The 20,669-nt window shown below is 28.9% G+C and carries 16 protein-coding genes and 5 tRNA genes; 15 read left to right on the top strand and 6 right to left on the bottom strand.

Annotated elements, in window-relative coordinates:
* Nucleotide 1 precedes the first annotated feature (1 nt).
* From ACXYRR_RS02530 to ACXYRR_RS02500, 7 genes are all read left to right on the top strand, one after another.
* Nucleotides 2-925 carry an MSC_0622 family F1-like ATPase gamma subunit gene (locus ACXYRR_RS02530; protein ID WP_458597648.1) on the top strand — a complete coding sequence of 308 codons (924 nt, stop codon included), beginning with the start codon at nt 2-4 and terminating at the stop codon, nt 923-925.
* On the top strand, nt 918-1,370 hold the full coding sequence (locus ACXYRR_RS02525) for an MSC_0621 family F1-like ATPase epsilon subunit (protein ID WP_458597647.1): 453 nt from the start codon (nt 918-920) through the stop codon (nt 1,368-1,370). Before ACXYRR_RS02530 ends, ACXYRR_RS02525 begins: the two co-directional genes overlap by 8 nt.
* Nucleotides 1,363-4,005 (top strand): MSC_0620 family F1-like ATPase-associated subunit, encoded by a 2,643-nt coding sequence (locus ACXYRR_RS02520; RefSeq protein WP_458597646.1) that lies wholly within the window; start codon nt 1,363-1,365, stop codon nt 4,003-4,005. The genes ACXYRR_RS02525 and ACXYRR_RS02520 overlap by 8 nt, the downstream gene beginning before the upstream one ends.
* A 1-nt stretch (nt 4,006) precedes the next feature.
* Nucleotides 4,007-5,524 (top strand): MSC_0619 family F1-like ATPase alpha subunit, encoded by a 1,518-nt coding sequence (locus ACXYRR_RS02515; protein WP_458597645.1) that lies wholly within the window; start codon nt 4,007-4,009, stop codon nt 5,522-5,524.
* Nucleotides 5,524-6,900 carry an MSC_0618 family F1-like ATPase beta subunit gene (locus ACXYRR_RS02510; protein WP_458597644.1) on the top strand — a complete coding sequence of 459 codons (1,377 nt, stop codon included), beginning with the start codon at nt 5,524-5,526 and terminating at the stop codon, nt 6,898-6,900. The genes ACXYRR_RS02515 and ACXYRR_RS02510 overlap by 1 nt, the downstream gene beginning before the upstream one ends.
* A gap of 94 nt (nt 6,901-6,994) precedes the next feature.
* Nucleotides 6,995-7,822 carry a DNA adenine methylase gene (locus ACXYRR_RS02505; protein ID WP_458597643.1) on the top strand — a complete coding sequence of 276 codons (828 nt, stop codon included), beginning with the start codon at nt 6,995-6,997 and terminating at the stop codon, nt 7,820-7,822.
* A 1-nt stretch (nt 7,823) separates the two neighbouring features.
* Entirely contained in the window at nt 7,824-8,693 is an 870-nt protein-coding gene (locus ACXYRR_RS02500; RefSeq protein WP_458597642.1) for a DpnII family type II restriction endonuclease, read from the top strand.
* A 28-nt stretch (nt 8,694-8,721) separates the two neighbouring features.
* Here the strand turns inward: ACXYRR_RS02500 and ACXYRR_RS02495 are convergent, their stop codons facing one another.
* Nucleotides 8,722-9,441: a transposase gene (locus ACXYRR_RS02495; RefSeq protein ID WP_458597641.1), complete on the bottom strand. Its 720-nt coding sequence runs from the start codon at nt 9,439-9,441 to the stop codon at nt 8,722-8,724.
* A 269-nt stretch (nt 9,442-9,710) separates the two neighbouring features.
* Here ACXYRR_RS02495 and ACXYRR_RS02490 point away from each other — a divergent pair, with 269 nt between their 5' ends.
* The 8 genes from ACXYRR_RS02490 (at nt 9,711) to ACXYRR_RS02455 (ending at nt 13,443) form a co-directional block, all read left to right on the top strand.
* Nucleotides 9,711-11,771 carry a PTS fructose transporter subunit IIABC gene (locus ACXYRR_RS02490; protein ID WP_458597640.1) on the top strand — a complete coding sequence of 687 codons (2,061 nt, stop codon included), beginning with the start codon at nt 9,711-9,713 and terminating at the stop codon, nt 11,769-11,771.
* Nucleotides 11,771-12,679, top strand: coding sequence for a 1-phosphofructokinase (locus ACXYRR_RS02485; protein WP_458597639.1), 909 nt, complete (start codon nt 11,771-11,773; stop codon nt 12,677-12,679). Before ACXYRR_RS02490 ends, ACXYRR_RS02485 begins: the two co-directional genes overlap by 1 nt.
* 27 nt (nt 12,680-12,706) lie before the next feature.
* Entirely contained in the window at nt 12,707-12,844 is a 138-nt protein-coding gene (locus ACXYRR_RS02480; RefSeq protein ID WP_435129979.1) for a hypothetical protein, read from the top strand.
* A 168-nt stretch (nt 12,845-13,012) separates the two neighbouring features.
* Nucleotides 13,013-13,087: transfer RNA gene (locus tag ACXYRR_RS02475), tRNA-Asn, on the top strand.
* 5 nt (nt 13,088-13,092) lie between these two features.
* Nucleotides 13,093-13,168, top strand: a tRNA-Glu gene (locus ACXYRR_RS02470).
* A gap of 4 nt (nt 13,169-13,172) precedes the next feature.
* Nucleotides 13,173-13,248: transfer RNA gene (locus ACXYRR_RS02465), tRNA-Val, on the top strand.
* 3 nt (nt 13,249-13,251) lie between these two features.
* Nucleotides 13,252-13,327, top strand: a tRNA-Thr gene (locus ACXYRR_RS02460).
* 31 nt (nt 13,328-13,358) lie between these two features.
* Nucleotides 13,359-13,443, top strand: a tRNA-Leu gene (locus tag ACXYRR_RS02455).
* Between the two features lie 240 nt (nt 13,444-13,683).
* On the opposite strand, the gene ACXYRR_RS02450 is transcribed toward ACXYRR_RS02455, so the two are convergent.
* The 5 genes from ACXYRR_RS02450 to ACXYRR_RS02430 form a co-directional block, all read right to left on the bottom strand.
* Nucleotides 13,684-15,294, bottom strand: coding sequence for a CTP synthase (locus tag ACXYRR_RS02450; protein WP_458597638.1), 1,611 nt, complete (start codon nt 15,292-15,294; stop codon nt 13,684-13,686).
* Nucleotides 15,295-15,376: 82 nt separating this feature from the next.
* Nucleotides 15,377-16,597 carry a CNNM domain-containing protein gene (locus tag ACXYRR_RS02445; RefSeq protein ID WP_458597637.1) on the bottom strand — a complete coding sequence of 407 codons (1,221 nt, stop codon included), beginning with the start codon at nt 16,595-16,597 and terminating at the stop codon, nt 15,377-15,379.
* 43 nt (nt 16,598-16,640) lie between these two features.
* Nucleotides 16,641-18,092, bottom strand: a complete 1,452-nt coding sequence (locus ACXYRR_RS02440; RefSeq protein WP_458597636.1) for a DnaB-like helicase C-terminal domain-containing protein — start codon at nt 18,090-18,092, stop codon at nt 16,641-16,643.
* A complete protein-coding gene (gene rplI, locus ACXYRR_RS02435) occupies nt 18,079-18,537 on the bottom strand; it encodes a 50S ribosomal protein L9 (RefSeq protein WP_458597635.1) in 459 nt (152 codons plus the stop codon). The genes ACXYRR_RS02440 and rplI overlap by 14 nt, the downstream gene beginning before the upstream one ends.
* A 1-nt stretch (nt 18,538) precedes the next feature.
* Entirely contained in the window at nt 18,539-20,509 is a 1,971-nt protein-coding gene (locus ACXYRR_RS02430; protein ID WP_458597634.1) for a GGDEF domain-containing protein, read from the bottom strand.
* Between the last annotated feature and the right edge of the window lie 160 nt (nt 20,510-20,669).

Genomic DNA, 20,669 nt, shown 5'->3' with positions numbered 1-20,669 from the left:
AATGCATTTAAAAGATATCATTCAGAAAAAACAAAACTTTGAAAATATTAAAATCAAAGTTAATAATGATAAAAATATTTTATTAATAACAATTGTTAAACTAACACGAAAACTTGCTTTTTATGTTGATAATGCTTTATTAAATGTGCAGTTAATTCAAGCACTTAAAAATAAATATAACATCAAAAACAGTTTTATTGAAGATATTTCATTTGTTAAAAATAATAGTTTTTTAAGAAATCTAAAAAAATCATTTATTAAAGAAAAAGAACTGTATATTTATTTAACTGAAGAACAAAAATATGGAACCGATTCATATACTCGTTATGAAAAAACAATTTTAAATAAAATTAAAGGTAAAAATGTTGATTTTATTACTATCGGAAACCGTGCATTAAATTTTGCTAAAAGTAATAATTTAAATGTAATAAAAACATTTAAAAGTTCTGCAGAAAAAAACCTTGCAAGAACATTAGCACAACTAACCAAGATTTTATATTTAGATAGTGAATACAAAAATGTGCATCTAGTTATTAACTCAAATAAAAACTATAAAGAACCTTTTACATTGCTTCCGATGTCAAATTTTGATGTTGATAAATTACTAAACATTCATCCAGAAAATGAGTTTGATAAGGTTATTAAAGATTATAAAATTTATCCAAACATTGAAAGTTTTATTGATAATCAAATTACTATTTTCATCGAAAATGCAATTAACTCATTAATTATCGAATCATCGTTTTATAATGCTAAAAATGCTTTGGTTGCTGCTAATAAAAAAGTAAAACAACTCGATGAAGAACTTCTTAAAGTTACTAAACGGATCCATCGCATTAAACAAGAAAAACAAATAGAAGAAATTGTTTTATTAACTAAGAAAAAACAAACTATTTTTGAAGAAGGTCGAAATGAGTATGAGTAAACCTATTGAAATGATTTTCTTGGATAATAAGAAATTAAGAATTAAAAATTATGATTTATATATTAATCATTATCAAGAAAATACTTGAATTAAAGTTTCTGATAACTCTATTGGTGCATATCCAAGAATGTTAATTAAATTAGTTAATCCACAAAACAAAAACACTTTCTTTATGTTTTTAAAGAATGTTAATATAGTTTCAAAACCTGATAAAACCTTAGTAAAATCATTTTCTAATATCCATTTTTTCAAAGTTGCTGCAACAAAGCAAAAATACAAAAAAGAACTTGATCCACTTAAATATCAAATATCTCGTTTAAAAACCTTGCGATTTGTCGGTTTAAGCATTGATGAAACCATCTTATTAGATGACTTGAAAAATGATTTATATGAATTAGAATTAAAGCAGTTGTTGAATTTAACAGAAAGGGAAACATATGAGTAAAAAATGAAAAAAAATTCTTAATGTTCTTTCGTTAGCAACTGCCACAATGACACCTATAATTTCGCTTTCTACACAAAACAAAGCAAAGTTAGATATTAAGCAAACAGATGGTGAAGAAAATCCAAGTACTCCAGATAATCCTGGGACACCTAGCGATCCAAATAATCCACCAGAGGATCCTCGCAATCCAAAGCAAAATAAACCTAGAGATATATCGCCTGATTTTGATACATTTAGGACAGAAGCAGATGATAAGTTTCATTCAGACTTAAAACCTTTTTTAGATAATCTTATTCAATATTTACAGAACGAAAGAGATAAAGAACAAAAAGTTGCTGATTCTGCTGTAAATCCATCTTCAACAACACCTGAAACAAAACCTGGTGGAAATACCCAAAATCCAGGGGATCAAGGAAGTAATGAACAACCATCAAATCCAGGCAGTCAGGGTGGTCAACAACAACCATCCAATCCTGGGGAAGAACCAGGAAAAGGTAGTGAAGAACAAAAACCAAAAGATGATTATCGTGGAAATCGAAGTAAAATAACTTACTTAGATAAGTTAATTAAATTCTTTAGTGATCATAAAGATGATATTGCTGCTAACCCTGAAAAATACGGAATGAATGCAATCTTTCCAAAGGTAATATCTCGGGATAAATATTATGATTATGCAACCGTTAAGTTCAATGGTAAGGATTATACAAATATAAAAGTCGGTAAAAGTGATCCGACAAACTATGAGAAGGCTATTGAAGGTAATGATCAAAATGAAATTAATATTGATGAAAAACGTAAAGATCAAAAAAATACCATTAATAAAACTGAACTCGATACAGCTTTAAATAAGTATATCAATAAGTTAAAAGATAAGATTCCAGAAATCTTTATGAATCCTGATGATATCACTAAAATCGGTAAGGATGTTGAAGTTGTATATGATCCTAAAACCGATTCATATACTGTTACACCACCTAAAGGATTTAAAACTTGAGATGAATACTTTATAAATAAGATCAAACCAAGATATACAGCATTTGACTTAGAAGCTAACAAAGATATTGAGATAGAACCTAAGCAACAGCCCCCACAAAACAATCAAGTCACTCCACCTGATTCGGCTGCACCGAATACAAATCCGAATTTACCTGAACAACCCAATGATGCATTAAATCCTCCGATAAATCCTCAAGAATTAATTTTGCAACTACCACCATTATTTCCGAATATCAGTTATAAACTTTATAACCCTGTTGATCAAAATCTGCCTATCGCAAGAAATGATGGAGAAGATTTGGGAGATTATTTATATAGGGTTTTCAATGACCAAAATGTTTCACAAGAAGTAAAAGATAGTTTATTCTTCTTTGATAATCCGATTAACATTCGTTATAGATATCGAGTTGTAAAACTTGAAAAACCTACCGATAATGCTAGAAATTCATTAATACCTACTATTGAAATTCAGGACTTACTAGATCCTAAGTTAAAACGTGAATATCAAGTTGCACATGTTGATTCGGATGCAAATAAAACAGATGCTGATAAAGATGCTCCAAGTTCTACAAAATATAAATACCTTGATACCACTGATGATGAAACTCACAAGAGATTCAATTTCTTATATCAAGGTGAAATAAAAGCACTAAAAGAAAAATTCGAAGATTTATATAAAGCAGTAGGTATTGAATACGAAGATACAGTTAAAGACGGTGACAATGAAGTAACTAAAACATTCTATTTAGACTATGATAAATTAAATTTCTTAAAAGATGTTAGAACAGCAATTTTTAGTATGGTAGCTTACGGGGCGCAATTTACAGCAACCGAAAAACCATTCAACATCCAACGTGAAACATTATTAAATGATCCAAAATTTACAGTTATAAATACTCCAGATTATGACAAAGTAAATGCACAATCAATAAAAACATCTTCTGAGGCAGTTATGGGATTTTTATTTAGAAATCTTAAAGGTTCATCAGTTGAATCGAAAAGATATAATGGTCCATATTTTTCTCACCTTGCACAAGCATATAAAGATGAATTAACTTTTATTCTTCTTGCTTTAAAAAATGACCAAGTAAGAAAAACAGTTGAAGAAAACTTTAAACAAATTAAAGCAAATACCAAAATATTTAATGATTTTATTAAACAGACAGAAGTTAACATTAACAAATTATTACAATATTCACAATCACAACAACCTACATTTAATATTATCACTTGATATGATAATTATGTTAATTTAGTAAAAGAAATTGGTCCTGGTATGTTAGCACTTAAACAGTTAATTATTGCTAATAAACTACCGCCTACACCACCCGAAGAAGATCAAAGTGATGCAGATAAAGAAAGTCAAAAAACAATTGATTCATATCAACAACACTATCAATTAATTGATAGTCAATTACAAAAGTTTAAACAAACTGATAATAATCTGTTAACAATTTTAGGAATATTATTTTTAGCCACAGGAAGCATTTTAGTTGCATTGAATTCTGTTGGAGCTATTATTAATAGACTTAAAAGAAATAATCAACTTAAAACTATTTACATTATCGCAATCGTAGCAATTATTCTATTCCTAGCTATCGGTTCAGTATTTTTAGGAATAGGATTGAAAGGAATTTAATATGAATAACCCAAAAATTACATCAATTTTTGATTACATAGTTGAAGTATCTGGTGAATTCCCTTATAAACAGAGACAGTTTTATCACCTTAAGGAAAATCCTAAGATAAAACTTATGTTAATCAATGCAAGCAAAACCCGTGCCTTTTTGATTGCTAATACCAAAAATGCACAATTACGGATTAATTCAGAAGTTGTTTTAGAAAACGATGAAGCAAGAATTGATACTTTTCAAAATTATTTTGGTAAGGTTATTGACATCGAAGGGAATGTGATTTTACCAACTGCAGAAAACACATATAAACCTACTCCACTCGGAGCAAAAATCTTTGAACTAGCACATGATTTAACCACCGTTAAAACCTTAAACGAACAATTATTTACCGGTATTGTAGCAATCGATTTATTAATCCCAATTGGTAAAGGACAACGTGAATTAATCATCGGTGATCGTCAAACCGGAAAAACTCATATTGCGTTAAATGCGATTATTAACCAAGCTCGCAACGGGGTAAAATGTGTTTATGTAGCGATCGGACAAAAACGCGAAGCTATTACCAGAATTTATAATACCTTAGCAGAATATGATGCTTTAGAAAATACTATAATAATTGATGCACCATCAACAAGTGCATATGAACAATATTTAGCACCATATATCGGTATGGCACATGCTGAAAATATTTCTTATGAAGATGATGTATTAATTGTTTTTGATGATTTAACCAAGCATGCTAATATTATCCGTGAAATTGCTTTATTAACAGATCGACCAGTAGGAAAAGAAGCGATGCCTGGAGATACATTCTTTTCACATTCACAACTACTCGAAAGAGCTGGTTCGTTTGTAGGTCGTAAAACTATTACAGCATTACCAATTCTGCAAACTGTTGATGGTGATATTACATCGTTAATTGCTTCAAATATTATCTCAATTACCGATGGACAAGTTGTTACAAGTGCTGATTTATTCTCACAAGGGGTATTACCAGCAATAAACATTAACTTATCAGTATCCAGAACTGGTTCAAGTGTGCAAAGTAGACTTGTTACTAAGGTTGCTGCTGAAATTGGTAAAGCATATAAAGAATATAAACGTCATTTAAAGCTTGCGATGCTAGATTATGATTTTAATAAAGAAACTTCGTTATTAATTTATAAAGGAAAAATGATTGATAAGATGTTTACCCAAAGAGGATTTTCGTTACATACCCAAGATCTTATTTTGTTCTCATCAAAGTTAATCAGTTGAACTATTTTAAAAGGTGTTAAAGATGAACAAAAAGCAATCGCTTTTATTGATAAATTAATTCAAGTTGATGAGCAAGCGCGTAATTCATATAATACTGTAATGAGTGGTGAAAACTACGATGATAATTTACATAAATCATTTTTTGCTAATGCATTGAAACAATATTCAGATACATATAATTTAAATTGAGAAATTGAAACAGATGATTTATTCAAAATCCAACCTGCGATATTAGAACAAGTTGCTAGAGAATTAGGAGATAGATAATGCCAGGAAAAATTATTAATTTATTTTCAGATGTTATAGAAGTAGAATTTGATAAAGACAATCTTCCAAAAGTAAATCAACTGCTTACTTTACATGATGGAAAAACCTATCTGCTAGTAAAAAGAGTACTAAATGATACTACTATTCGTGCTATTATAATTTATAACTCTCAAGAAATATCGATCGATGATGCTGTAATTAATACTAAACAAAGTTTTATGGTTCCAGTTGGATTGCAATCATTAAATAACATTTATTCATTCCGTGGACAACCTTTATTAGATCGTGATACCCATCCAAAATACATTGAAATGGATTCAACAATTAATCCAAATCGTTATTTACATAATGAAATTGAACTTGTTGAAACAGGAATTAAAGCAATTGACTTCTTTATCCCGATTATCAAAGGATATAAATTAGGTATTTTTGGGGGTGCTGGAGTTGGTAAAACTGTGTTAATGAAAGAAATTATCTTTAATGTTAACAAAAACAGTGCTAATACATCAAATGTTTTCATCGGTTCGGGAGAACGTTCTCGTGAAGCCATCGAATTATTTAATGAACTTGAAAGTTCAAACTTAATGGATCGTTCTGCAATGTATATTTCAAAAATGAACGAATCACCAGGTGCTCGTATGTCAATTGTTCCAATCGGGGTAACTGCTACAGAATACTTAAGAGATGTTGAACATCAGGATGTGCTGTTATTTATTGATAATATTTACCGTTTTTTACAAGCTGAAAACGAAACTAGTGCAACCTTAGGTAAAAAACCATCAGTTGGTGGATACCAATCAACCTTAGAATCAGATGTTGCTAATATCCAAGATCGTTTATATAAAAACGAAAATGGTTCAATCACATCGTTTCAAACAATGTTCTTACCTATGGATGATTTATCTGATCCATCAGCAGTTGCTGTATTTAACCACCTTGATGGAAGTTTAGTGCTTTCACGTGTGCAATCAGCCAAAAATATTTTCCCTGCTTTTGACCCACTCGCTTCACAATCTAACTCAGTTGATGAAAAATTACTTGGTAAAAAACATTTTGATGCAATTATAGAAACCAAAAGAATTTTGAAAGCATATAAAGACTTAGAAGATGTTATTTTAATTCTTGGTTTTGATGAACTAGATGAAGAATCTAAGACAATTGTTAAAAAAGCCTTACAACTTGAAAACTTCTTTACCCAAAATTTCTTTATGACTGAACACTTTACTAAAGCACCAGGTCAATATGTTTCCTTAGAAGATACTGTCGATAGTGTAATACGGATTTTAGAAGGTAAATACATCAAACAAAGTCCAGAAATATTCCAATATGTAGGTTCAAATCTGCAAATTCCAACAGATGAAGAATTAGGATTGTAATAATAAAAAACATCTCTATTGGGATGTTTTTACATCACATCATAAATTTTTTAAATTTAAGATGTGATGTGAGTAAATATAATAAAATTAAATTATGGATTCTCTAAAAATATCCCCTTTTGTAAAATGAGCAGGCGGAAAAAGACAAATATTAAATAAAATAAAGCAAAAACTACCAAAAAATATAAATCGTTATTTTGAACCCTTTGTAGGAGGTGGTGCTGTATTATTTACAATTGAAGCAAAAGAATATTTTATCAATGATATTAATACTGCATTAATTAATGTTTATAAAAACATCAAAGACAATTACAAGTTATTTATTAATCAATTAAGCAAATATGATCAAAAATATACCAGTAAAGAAGATTATTATTACATAAGAGCAAAATATAACCAGAAATTGCTTAAAAATGAATATGATATGCAACTTGCAGCTATGTTTGTATATATAAACAAACGCTGCTTTAACGGCTTATATAGGGTTAATTCCAAAGGACAATTTAATGTTCCATTCAACGGAAATCAAAACCACCCATCTTTTAGCGAAGAAAACATTAAAAATGTTTCATTATTTTTAAATCGAAAGATAAAAATAATGAATCATGATTTTGCAGAAGTATTAAATGAAGCAAAAAAGGGAGATTTTATTTTTATTGATAGTCCTTATGATGTAGTAGGCGATGCAATATTTGTAGCATATAATAAAACAGGATTCACCAAAGATGATCATATTCGACTTTCAGAAGAAGTTAAAAAATTAGATAAAAAAGGATGTCTGTTTATGATTACAAATCATAATACACCCTTAATAAATCAGTTATATAAAGGATTTAACAAGGAGGTAATAGTTGTTAAAAGAACGATAAACAGGGATAAAAATAAAAGAACAGGGGAAGAAATTATTATTACTAATTATTAATATGACTAATATTGAAGAGTTTAAAAGCAGTTTGTTAGTGACTAACAGAAATTTTTTATTTTTTACAAATTGAGATAATGTTTTACAAATAGATAAGTATAAGGATTTGTTAAAAAAAATGGATGTTTTAATTCAAAACCCTAATTTCAATGAAGTTTTTAAGCAACTTTTAAATACTAATCCAAACATCATTTCAGTTTTTCCACTTTTATTAGCATTAAGCAAAAATGAAAGAGAACAACTTTCCAAAAACAAGGTTTTTAAAATTATAGATGATTTTGATTTTATAAAAGAATATAGTTTTAATGAAAAGATAACATTAACAGACAGCAAAATAGATGAATACCTTGAATTGTTTAACAAAACAGGATTAAAAAATCTTTTTGTAAATATACTTAGATTTTCTGTTTTTGACTATGTTACAGGTATTTTAGTCGGTTTAGATTCTAATGGTAGAAAAAATAGAAGTGGAAATTGATTTGAAGCAAGATGTTATCAACAACTAAAAAAGATATGTTTAAAATATAATATTCATTTGTTTTCACAGCAGAATTTTAAAAAGATAAATAGCATAAAATCTTTACATAAAATAGGTGATTTTATGCTCATTAAAAATGAAAAAATTTTAAATATTGAAGTTAATTTCTTCTTAAATTCTGGTTCCAAACCAATTGAGATTATAGATAGTTATATAAATAGAAAAAATGAATTAGTTAGCAAAGGAGTAAATTTTATCTTGATAACAGATGGGCCATTTTGAAAGAATCAAGATAATTTGCTTAATAAGATGAACTGAAAAGTAGAATTCTTTAATTTTAGTCAAACCCTTTCACAGAATTTTAAAAACACTTTATTAAAGATGTTAGAATAATAAACTACCTAGGTAGTTAGGTAGTTTATTATTCTAAATTATTATGGACAACAACTTTTCCAAAGATATTTACAGCTTCATTATTGAATCTATGATTATTGCTGTAAATATGTTTAATTCTTTGTAAACCTCGTTGTTTTAAGTCGTTTAGTACTACTGTTCAGTAGTTTTCGTTTTTATCATCATTTAATCAAATACATATAATCTGATGATTATTAGAGTTCTCAGTAATTAAATAGTAATATTCATTAAATTTATCATCAAAGTCATTTTTGATATTTATTTTATTTAAATAAAGCGAATCACAAACTTTTTCTATTGGTGTTTGCATAAAATCGCAGGCATTGTTTATAACAGCATGAGCAAAATTATTTTGAATTTCCTTGTCATAACTAGACATAATATTAGATAAATATTCTATTTTATCAGAACTCTTTACATTGTGTGCATATGAATAGAAAATATTAGGTAAAAAAGCAGGACTTTCGCGATTATATTTTTGGATAAAAACTGAAACAAACCTAGTTGTTCTTAGTCTAGGATGATAAATTTTTATTTTACCTATTTGTGTATTCAGGGTACGCTCGTAAAAACCATTTTTGGAATTAAAATTTTTTGATACCTGGATTTTCCGATTATTTTTAATATAACTATATAACTCGCTTCTTAAAATATAATCTATAAAGAATTGCATTTGTTGCTTTAGAATATCAAGTTGTTGCTCTTGTGTTAAGATTGGTTTTTTCATAGTTTCTCCTTATAAATACACTTTATTTATTATAAATTTAAAGGTATAAAATTAATTTATTATAAAAATAACAAAATTATATATTCTACTTTTAAGTCTATGATATAGATATAAAAGTAAATATACGATTTATATACCTTTATTTATAACTTGTTAATTATATAACAAAATAAATTTGCTAATAAGTTAAAACACCAAATTTTTGAATAATTAATTACATCTTTTTGCTTTTTTGTTATTATTTAATACACAAAAAAGAAAGGAGAAAAATGAAAATCACAAAATTATTCGAACAAAAAGATACTATCTTTTTTGATCAAAGTTTTGCTAATAAGGATGCAGCATTAGAATTTTTATCAAATGAACTTTATCAAAAAGGATATGTATCGGATAAAGATAAAGCATTAGCATTATTTAAAGAACGCGAAAATCAAGCATCCACAGGTATAGGTGACCATATCGCAATGCCACATATAGGAGATGATATTGTTTTAAAAAATACCCTTGTTTTTATAAGAACCTCAGATTTCAATTGAGATTCTATTGATAATCAAAATATCAAATATATTTTTGGAATAGTTTTATCTAAAAATGATCGTTCAAGCGAACATATGCAAATTATGGCTAATTTATCAAGTTTGTTAATTAAAGCAGATTTTATAAATAAACTAGAACAAATAAAGACTGCAGATGAATTTTTAAACCTAATTGATAGTTTTGAAAATGTACAAACTGATACAAAATCAGATAATGATATTTACGATATTGTCGCTGTTACAGCTTGTCCAACTGGAATTGCACATACATTTATGGCTAAAGAAAAATTATATGAGCAAGCTAAGCAAATGAATGTAAAAATTAAAATTGAAACACAAGGAGCTGATGGGATTGATAATAAACTAACTGATGATGATATCAAAAATGCTAAAGGTGTGATTTTAGCAGTAGATCGCGAAATTGAAAAATCAAGATTTGCTAATAGTGATAATGTTATCGAAATATCAACTCAAAAAGCTATTCATAAACCAGAGCAACAAATTAAGAAGATACTTGATAAGCAAGGAAATAAATTACAAGGAATAAATGCACCAAGCAACCAAACTGAAGCAGCAATGACTTTTGATGGATTTGCTAAAAAAATGTATCGTTCATTGATGTCTGGGATTTCTCATATGCTACCATTTATTATTTTTGGTGGTATTATGCTTGCGATTGCATTCATTATTGACTTAATTATTGGCTCATCAAATGGAACTAATGTTGATTCAAAAGAATTTTTATCAAGTTTCGGATTTAATGCACCAGTATCAAATATTATTTTCCAAATTGGTAAAATTGGGCTTGGTTTGGCAGTTCCTATTTTAACTGCATATATAACTTTTTCAATTGTAGGTCGTCAAGGATTGCTACCTGGATTTGTAGTTGGAGCAATAGCAAGTGGGCAACTTGCTAAAACATACGGATTCTTAGGTGAAAGTATTAAAGCAGCAGGCGCAGATGCAGATAAAGTGCTTGAAACAGGGTCCGGATTCATTGGTGGAATATTAGGTGCATTCTTTGCTGCTGCAATGGTAATTGTTTTTGCTAAATATGTCTTTGGTAAATTACCAGAAAGCATGAAAGGGATTAAGAACATCTTATTTATGCCTTTAATTTCAACATTTGCTATTTCAATTATCTTTTGAGGTGTAAATATAGTTTTAATTTACATTAACTTGGGATTATATTTATTCTTAAAATTATTTGAAAGCAAACCATATTTAGCTTGATTATTAGGAATTATCATTGGAGCAATGATGGCTGTTGATTTAGGTGGGCCAATAAATAAAGCTGCATATATTTTCGGGGTATTATCAATTTCTGGAGGAACAAGTTCTATACCAATGGCTGCCGCTATGGCTGCCGGAATGGTGCCTCCACTTGGAATATCAGTGTCAATGTTTCTTACCAAGAAATTATGATCAAAAGAAGATCGTGATGCAGGTAAATGATCAAGCATTCTCTTTGGATTGTCGTTTATTTCAGAAGGAGCAATTCCGTATACAGCAAAAAATCCAAAGGTTATGATTCCTGCAAATATTGTCGGTGGAGTTGTTGCTGGTTTAATTACAGCAGCTCTCGGAGTTAATATAATTGCTCCACACGGTGGAATCTTCGTTATCTTCTTAGCACGTTCATCATTGTTTGGTAATAATATTGGTTTATCAATAGGATTAGGTATAGTATTTTTCTTATTAGCATTAATCGCTGGTTCATTCGCATCAGCTGGTACTATTTGACTTGCAAGTTATATTAATAAAAAATTCCCTAAAAAACCACAGGTAAATTAATGATTTATACACTTACATTATCACCTTCAATAGATTTATTCATTACATCTGAAAATTTTGATTTAAAGAAAGTGAACCGTTATGGTGAATTCGAACTTTTACCTGGTGGTAAGGGTTTAAATGCATCAGTAGTATTAAAAAGACACGGTTTTGATAATAAAGCAATAACATTTTTTGACTCACAAACTTTTGATATGTTCCAAAAAGATACTTTTTCAAAAGAAAAACTTGATGTTTTAAATATAGCAACAGAACAAAAAACTCGCATTAATATTAAATACTATGGAAAAACAACTGATTTTGAACTCAACGGACCAAAAACATTGATTAATGCAGACAAAGAAAACAAGTTATTTAAAGAACTTGATAAAATTACTAAGGATGATGTTTTAATGCTTATGGGTAAAGCAGATGAAGAACTGTTATTGAGGATACTCGAATTTGTTTCTTCAAAGAATATAAAGGTTGTTTTGGATATAGAGAGTTCAAATTTTATTAATTTTTTGCAATTTAAACCATTTTTAATTAAACCCAATATATATGAATTAAAGATGATATTTGCTAGTTTATCGGATTCAGTTCATGATATAAAACATTCTATGCAACAATTACAAAATTTAGGTGCCGAAAATGTAATAGTATCAAATGGTGAAAAAGGTGCATATTTATTAGATTCAAAACAAAATTTTTATACTCTAAAAATTAATCAAAAGGTTGACTTAGTTTCTGCAACTGGTACAGGTGATACAATGATTTCAATATTTGCTGCAAGTTATTTAAAGAATAAAAATAGCGAAAATGCTTTTTTATTAGCAGGTGCAGCATCAATGGCGACTGTTACTAGTAAGTGATTAGCAAATAAGAAGGAAACAAAAAAATTTCTTTCAAATGTATTTATCCAAAAATAATGTATAATATTTAAACAAGGATAAATTATGGAAAAACAAGAAATTCAAAAAGTAAATAAAAAAAATAAATTAGCAAATGTAAGACTAATTTGACCTTTGATTATAGGATTAACTGTAGGTGTTGCTATTGTGTTGATTCTATGAGCAATTTTTTCAAATGTATAATAACATCAAAACACACATTTTATGTGTGTTTTACTATATCAAAAATTTAAAGAAAATGATTTTATTGTTATAATATATAAACACAAAGGATTGGACAAAAAATAAAAAACAAATTTTGATTATTTTTTGATTGTGCTATAATTAGTTAGCAATTTATTAAATGCAAATGCCGATTTAGCTCAGCGGTAGAGCAGCTGGCTGTTAACCAGTTGGTCGTTGGTTCAATCCCAATAATCGGCGCCATTTATGGTCTGTTGGTGAAGCGGTTAACACACATGGTTTTCATCCATGCATGCACGGGTTCGATTCCCGTACAGACTGCCATTTTGGAAGATTAGCTCAGTTGGGAGAGCGTCGCCCTTACAAGGCGAATGTCATGGGTTCGAGTCCCTTATCTTCCACCATATGCCGTCTTAGCTCAGTTGGTAGAGCAACTGACTTGTAATCAGTAGGTCGTAGGTTCGAGTCCTATAGACGGCACCAAAGCGAGTTTTTTTACACAAAAACTACCCTTGCACGGGTGGTGAAATTGGCAGACACGCTAGATTTAGGCTCTAGTGCTCTACGGCATGAGGGTTCGAGTCCCTCCTCGTGCACCATTCTTAATTTTAATTTAATTTTTAATTTATAATATTTTTTATTTTTTTAAGCTTTTAATCGTTTATAGTTAAACCTTTCATATACTATAGACAACTTCTTATATTTTTTTCTATACAATTATCAAACTTTTTATCACTTATAATTTAAAAAAAGTAATTTTGTAATAAATATTTTGTAAAAAATTAATTCCATATATATGTACATATAATGCTTTAGTCTTATCAACTAAAGCATCTTTTTTATACATTTTTATCTTTAAATTTACTTGCACTTTGCAAAAAGCGAGTAAATAATTTATGTGGTTGTAATGGTCGTGCAGTGAATTCTGGGTGATATTGCACCCCGATATAAAAATCTTGGGTTGGATCTTCACAGGTCTCCACAAGTTTTAAAGTAGGGTGAAAACCACTAAATATAAAGTCATCACTTTGGATGTTATTTATATATGCTGAATTAACTTCATATCTATGACGGTGACGCTCTCAAATAGAATCCGATTTATAATATTTACTAATGAGTGAATTAGGCTTAAATACAGTTTCATAAGCACCAAGACGCAAGGTTCCACCCAAATTATCTTTAGCACTTTTCCCTTTAATAAAATCGAGCACATAAATTTCGTTTTCACCTTGTGCAAATTCTCGAGAAGTAGCATCGGTTAAACCTTGTTTGCGTGCCTGTGCGACTGTCATAGCCTGCATTCCTAAGCATATCCCGAAAGTAGGGATTTTTTCTTCTTTTGTGTATTTTGCTGCTAAAACTTTTCCTTCAAACCCACGGATACCAAAACCGGGAAGGATAACAACTCCATCTGCATTTGATAATACTTGCTTAATATTTTCTTCGTTCAGGGTGCTTGAATCAACATATTCTAAGTTTATGTCTATTTTTAAATCAATTGCAGAAATTTTTAGTGCTTCATTAATTGATTTATATGCATCTGAAAAACTTGTATATTTACCTAGCATTTTTATTACAAGTGATTTTTGTTTGTTAGCTGCAACCTTACGAGCAAATGCTTTTCAATCATCTAATTTTGCCTGATTATCTTGCATATTAAAATATTTTAAGATATTCGAAGCAACATTTTTTTTATTTAAATATAAAGGAATATCATAAATATTTGATAAATCAGGGACAGAAACCACATATTCATCGGTTAATAAAGAAGTATATGCAACTTTTTTGATTATTTCGTTTGGAAGCGAATCATCAGAACGTAGTAAAATCATATTAGGTTTAACACCTAAACCTTTTAAAGTTGATACTGAAAACTGTGTAGGTTTTGTTTTAAAATCACCTGATGTTTTTAAAAAAGGAACATATGTAACATGGATAAAGAAAGTGTCGTTAGAATTTGAATAACCCATTTGTGATAAAGCATGAATAAAAGGATTTGATTCGATGTCACCAACAGTACCACCAACTTCGATGATAACAAAATCACTGTTATATTTTTTTTCTATATTTTTTATAACAGAAATTATTTCATTAGTTACATGCGGGACATATTGAACAGTTTTACCTTTAAAAACACCTTTGCGCTCTTTTTCAAGAATGTTTTGAAATATACGTCCACTGGTAAAATTCGAATCCTTTGAAAAGTTTTCATTAATAAATCTTTCATAGTGTCCTAGGTCTAAATCAGTTTCTCCACCATCCTCAGTAACATAAACTTCACCGTGTTCAAATGGTGACATCACCCCTGGATCAACATTTAAATACGGGTCTAATTTTAAAACAAAAATACTATAACCTTTTGCTTTGAGCAGGTTTCCAATTGATGCTGCCGCAACACCTTTGCCTAACCCTGAAATAACACCACCTGTGATAAATATAAATTTTGACATAAAATACCTCTGTTTTTATATTATAAATTAATCTATTAATTTAGTGTAAATTATTTATTAAAAACAAAACCAGCAAAGCTGGCTAAATAATGGACACTTCTATTAATGTTTTTTCATCATCTTTTTGTGCTTCAATTACTTTAAAAACAACTTTGTTTTCTAAAACAAAACGTGATTTTTTATATAGACGATCTCGATGTATTTTTTGAGAAAATCATTTATATAAAGTAAGTTCTTTCTCGTTTTCATTTAATAAATCAGCAGAAAGCTCAAGTTGTTTGAAAAGATCGTGCATTACGACATTACCCTTTACTCTTGATTTTTCAAGTGAAATTTCATAAATTTCTTCATCATCATCATATTCATCGTAAATTTCACCAATAATTTCTTCAATAATATCTTCAATAGTTATAATTCCTACAATATCAGGTGAATTATTATTTTCTACAACAAATGCCATATGTGCGCGGGCAGCACGCATTTTCTCTAGGGCGGATGATAATATTGAATTAGCAGAGACAAAAGGAACAGATTTTACATATTTTTCAATCCGACCTTTTTCGATATCAAAAATATCTTTCAATAATACTATTCCTATTAATTCATCTTTTTTGACAACTGGTATCCTTGAATAATTTGTTTCTTTAAATACTTGTTTTGCTTCAGAAACAGTTGACCGATAATTTAGTATTGTTACATCCTTAAGTTTTATATAATGAGATAAAACCTTGGTAGAATCCAAATCTAATGCTTTTTTAGCAAGTAAACTTTCTCCAGTTTGTAGCACACCTTCGCTTTGGGCAAGGTTAATCATATTTTTTAAATCTTCTTCAGAGTTTGTTACATAAACTTGTTTTGAAATTTTCGAAATCGGCCAAGTTAAAATTCAAAAAACTCAGTAACATACATCGATGTATCAACTAAAAAGTTGTAAGTATTTTTTTGGATATTTTTTTGCTAATAATTTCGGTGTAATTTCACCAAAAATAACTAGCAAAGGTGTTACAATAGCAGTTGAAATAATAATTGATAAAGTATTATTATTAGGAATTAGTTGTGATAAAAATCACGATGTCAGAATTGATGAAATAACATTAACTAGGTTGTTTCCGATTAAAATAGTTGTCAGAATCCGATTATAACGTTTAGTATGCTTGCTAATAAGTTTGCTTGCTCGCTCTTTATTTTCTTCCATTTCATAGATTTTTGCTTTTGAAAAAGTAGAATAAGCTGTTTCGCAACCACTATAAATTGCTGATAGAATAAATAGAAGCAGTAAAAATGGTAAAACTATAAAATGCATCATACTCCTATATAAGGATTCTGACTAGTGGAATATGGGTCCATTATTCGTCCTTTCTAAATTCGTGTTCCTTAAAAGCAACAATTCTTCCTTCGTATAATAATTCTGCATAACCAGGTGAACCGTTACGGTTTTTTGCGATTGTTACTTCAGTTAATTTGTATGCATCGGTGATATCGTTACTATTTTGATTTTTCTTTTTATCTAAGATAGTACGAGATAAAAAGATAACAATATCTGCATCTTGTTCAATGCTACCCGATTCGCGTAAATCTATTAATTGTGGACGTTTATCTTCTCTGTTTTCTACATTACGAGTAAGTTGTGATAGTGCCATAATCGGGATTTTAAGATCTAATGCCATTGTTTTTAATGATCGAGAAATAGCAGAAACTTCAGTATTACGATTACCACCATGACCATCACTGCTGACAAGTTGCAGATAATCAACAATTACAAAACTTAAACCACCATTTAAATCTTTATTCAGTTGCTTTATTTTTCAAATGATATCCTGAATTTTGCTTGTAGCAACATCATCAAAATATAAATTAGACTGTTCCTTGGTAATAGCAGCGATATTTCGTAATTTCATAAAGTCATCGTGCTTTAAAAATTTAGGGTTTTGTAATTTATTCAATTCGATATTTGAAATAGATGCATAAAAACGTGAAACTAATTCATGCACGGGCATTTCCAGTGAAATAAAAGCACATGATTTGTTTGGGTCTTTTGTAATATTTTTGGCAATGTTTAATGCTAATGCAGTCTTTCCTACCCCCGGACGAGCTCCTAATACTATAAATTGACCTGGTTTGAATCCTTTGGTATATTGATCAATTGCATCAAAACCACTAAAAACTGATGCTGCATCAACATCACCACTTTGAATCATTTGTTCAAGTTTTTCAATAAAACTATCTGTTGCATCATTTAATGAAATAAACGAACTGTTTTTTAATCCCCGCTCATTATGTGTAAGAATAAATGTTTCAAAGTCATTTAATGAGTTTTCCCAAGAAATTTCGTTATTAGTTTTAAATGCTTGTAAACTTTCCCCATAAAAAACTTCTAATGCACGTAAACGGGTTAATTCAATTAGTTTTTCAACATTATAATTAAAATTAGATTGATTATTAAATTGTGTAGAAAGGGAACTTAATAAGGCTTCATTTACTAATGAATAACGATTTCTTAGTGAAACATCAGATTCTAATGTTTCAGTCAATTCAATGTAACCGTAAAAAGTAGGATGAGGAGAAGATTTGCTACGTTTGTATTTGATTAAGTCAAAAAGTTGCTTATGCTCAGGAATAAAAAAGTCGTCAATATCTAAATAATCACAACCCAAATGTTGCTTTTCATCATCTGTTAAAATAAGTGCAAGCGTTTCACGTTCAACGCTCTTATCAGCAAATAATGTATTATTGTAGGCTTTAATTTTCAGATCTTCAAAATTTTTATAAAAAGGTTTTTTAAATTTATTTCTTAACATTGATTATAATTTGAATTTTTATTCTAGCAACAATGTCTTTGTATAAGATAGCATCGATTTCGTGACTTCCTTCGGAAACCAAATGAATTTTTTGTAATGAATGCTTCGGAAGTTTAAATCCTAGTTCCTTGAGTTCTTTATCAACATCTTTTGTAGAAACTGAACCATGTACATTTAAGCTTGAATTGGCATCAATATTTGCTGTTAGTTGAAATTTTAAAGTAATATCTTCAAGTTTTTCTTTTTGTCTTAATGCATTGGTGCGATTTTCGTGTTCGTTAGCAACTAAATCATTAAGTCTCTTTTCTAATTGTGCTTGTGTTTGAATATTAAATGCAACACCTAATCCTTTACGGATTAAAAAATTTGTTCCATATCCGGGTGCCACATCGATGATAGTGTTAGCTTTACCATCTTTACAATCTTTTAATAAAATTATTTTCATATTATGTCCTTTCAGCAACGGTAATTGCATGTCTTATATTATTTGCGAATGTTTCTAAATCTTCTTCAGATTCAGCCGCCGCGGTTGTAAAGTGTCCACCACCACCAACCATTTCAGCGATTACTTGCACATTTGTATCAATTCCACGCGCACTTAATTTATATCTTTTAGAATTAGGTAATTTACCTACTACAAATGAAGCACGACGACCACGCACTTTTAGTACTTCATTTGCGGCTATCGAAATAACATCGTTGGATGCTTCTTGATTTGAATAAGCAAGATAATATCCATCTTTAATTTCAAGAATGTTTTCTAATAATGCTTTTACTTTTTTTGCTGTTTCATCATCATATTTTAAAAGTTCACCACTAATATTTGGTTCAGCACCTTTCGATTCTAATCATGCAGCCGCTTCAAAAGCGCGTTTTGATGCTGACTTAGAAAACTGTGATGTGTCCAAATAAATACCATTTAAAAGCCACTGTGCCACTTCTTTGTTAACATCAACTTTATAAGATAAAAACATTAATATTTCGGTGACTATTTCGGATGCACTAGATGCAGTTGTATCTACATATAGATTGCTTTTTGGACAAAAATCAATAGTTTTCCCTAGTCTATGGTGATCTAAAACAAAAACATTATCACGATTTGTATTAACTAATGCATCAATGTTATCTGTTCTTTCAGGGTCAGAGTTATCTACTAGGAAAACCAATGAATCCTCAGATGTTAAATTATTTGCTTGTGTATATTTGATAAATAAATTATTTTTTTTGGTTGCTTGTAAGAAATTTTTTGTTGTATTATCCATAGTCGTAATAGAAATATATGCATCCTTTTGAAAAGCTTTTGCAATTGTATATATTCCATAAGCAGAACCGATTGCATCTAAATCTGCTCATTTATGTCCATAAATAACAACATTTTTAATTTTATCATCGCTAAGCTTATTTGCGATAATTTGTGCTAAACCACTAATTCTGGTTCGATTTTTATTTGCAAATATTTCGGTGTATGATCCAAAATACTGTGGTTTACTAATATCAGAGAAGATTGCAACTTGATCCCCTCCCCGTGATTGAGCTTGTACTAGTGCTTTTTTTGCTTGTGAAAGTTTTGTTTCTAATGAACTTCAACCTACTGCTAAGCCTAAAGAAACAGAAAGTTTTGTAACTTCTTTATCAATAAGTCGATCATTGATTTTAGTAAAAATTTCAAAATTTGTTTCTTTAAGTTTTGTTAAAGATAATTCATTAGTCAGAATAATAAATTTACCATTTGTATATTGACGATAAATTAAATTATATTTTTCGACCGATTCGTTTAATGCATCAATAATAACTTTATTAATTTTAAAAAGTTGTTCTTCAGAGAAAACTGATTGGTAGTGGCTGTAGTTATCTATTTCCAATTCACCGATAACTGGTTTTTGTTCGTGTAGTTCTTTTTTGTATAATGTTTTAATAGTGGTATCTCGTATTACAACTGTGTTATCTAATGGTCAAAATTGTGCTTCATAATAATTATTATTGTTTTGTAAAATTATATTTTCTGGATTATTATATTTAATTTTACCTTTAACACTTGCATCAATTTTTTCGATTGCATCTGTAATTTTTAGTCCAATGAAATCATTATGAAAGTTATTTTTAATAAATTCACTAATCCAAATTACTTCAGCAGAGGTATCATAAATAATTAAACCAATTGAGTTATTAGTCATTATTTTTTCAACAAAACGATTAAAGGAATGCTTTACTAGTTCACGTGATTTTGCAAAGTTAATAATTGCAAAATATAAAATCAAAGTAATTAAGATTAAAGAAAAGAAAAGAGCAATAACTATTAAAATAAGATGTCATTTTTGTGGTTGCAATTTAATAAAGACTATTAAGAGGACAATTATTAAGACAAATAATAATATTCCTGATGTAATAAAAAATCATAATTTTTGCTTCGATTTCATTGATACCTTACCTTATATTTGTTTAATTATACAATAATTTATTTTATCTAAATTATATTCATATAAATTGAATCAACTTGTGAATAACTTTGAAGTTATCCACATTAAATCCAGTTTTTGCTAAATAATAGTCTTAAAAATAAAACAGACTAATAAATGT

It is taken from the genome of Mycoplasma sp. 246B, from assembly GCF_054353935.1.
Note: the sequence above shows the minus strand (reverse complement) of the source record. Positions and strands in the feature narration are given on the sequence as shown.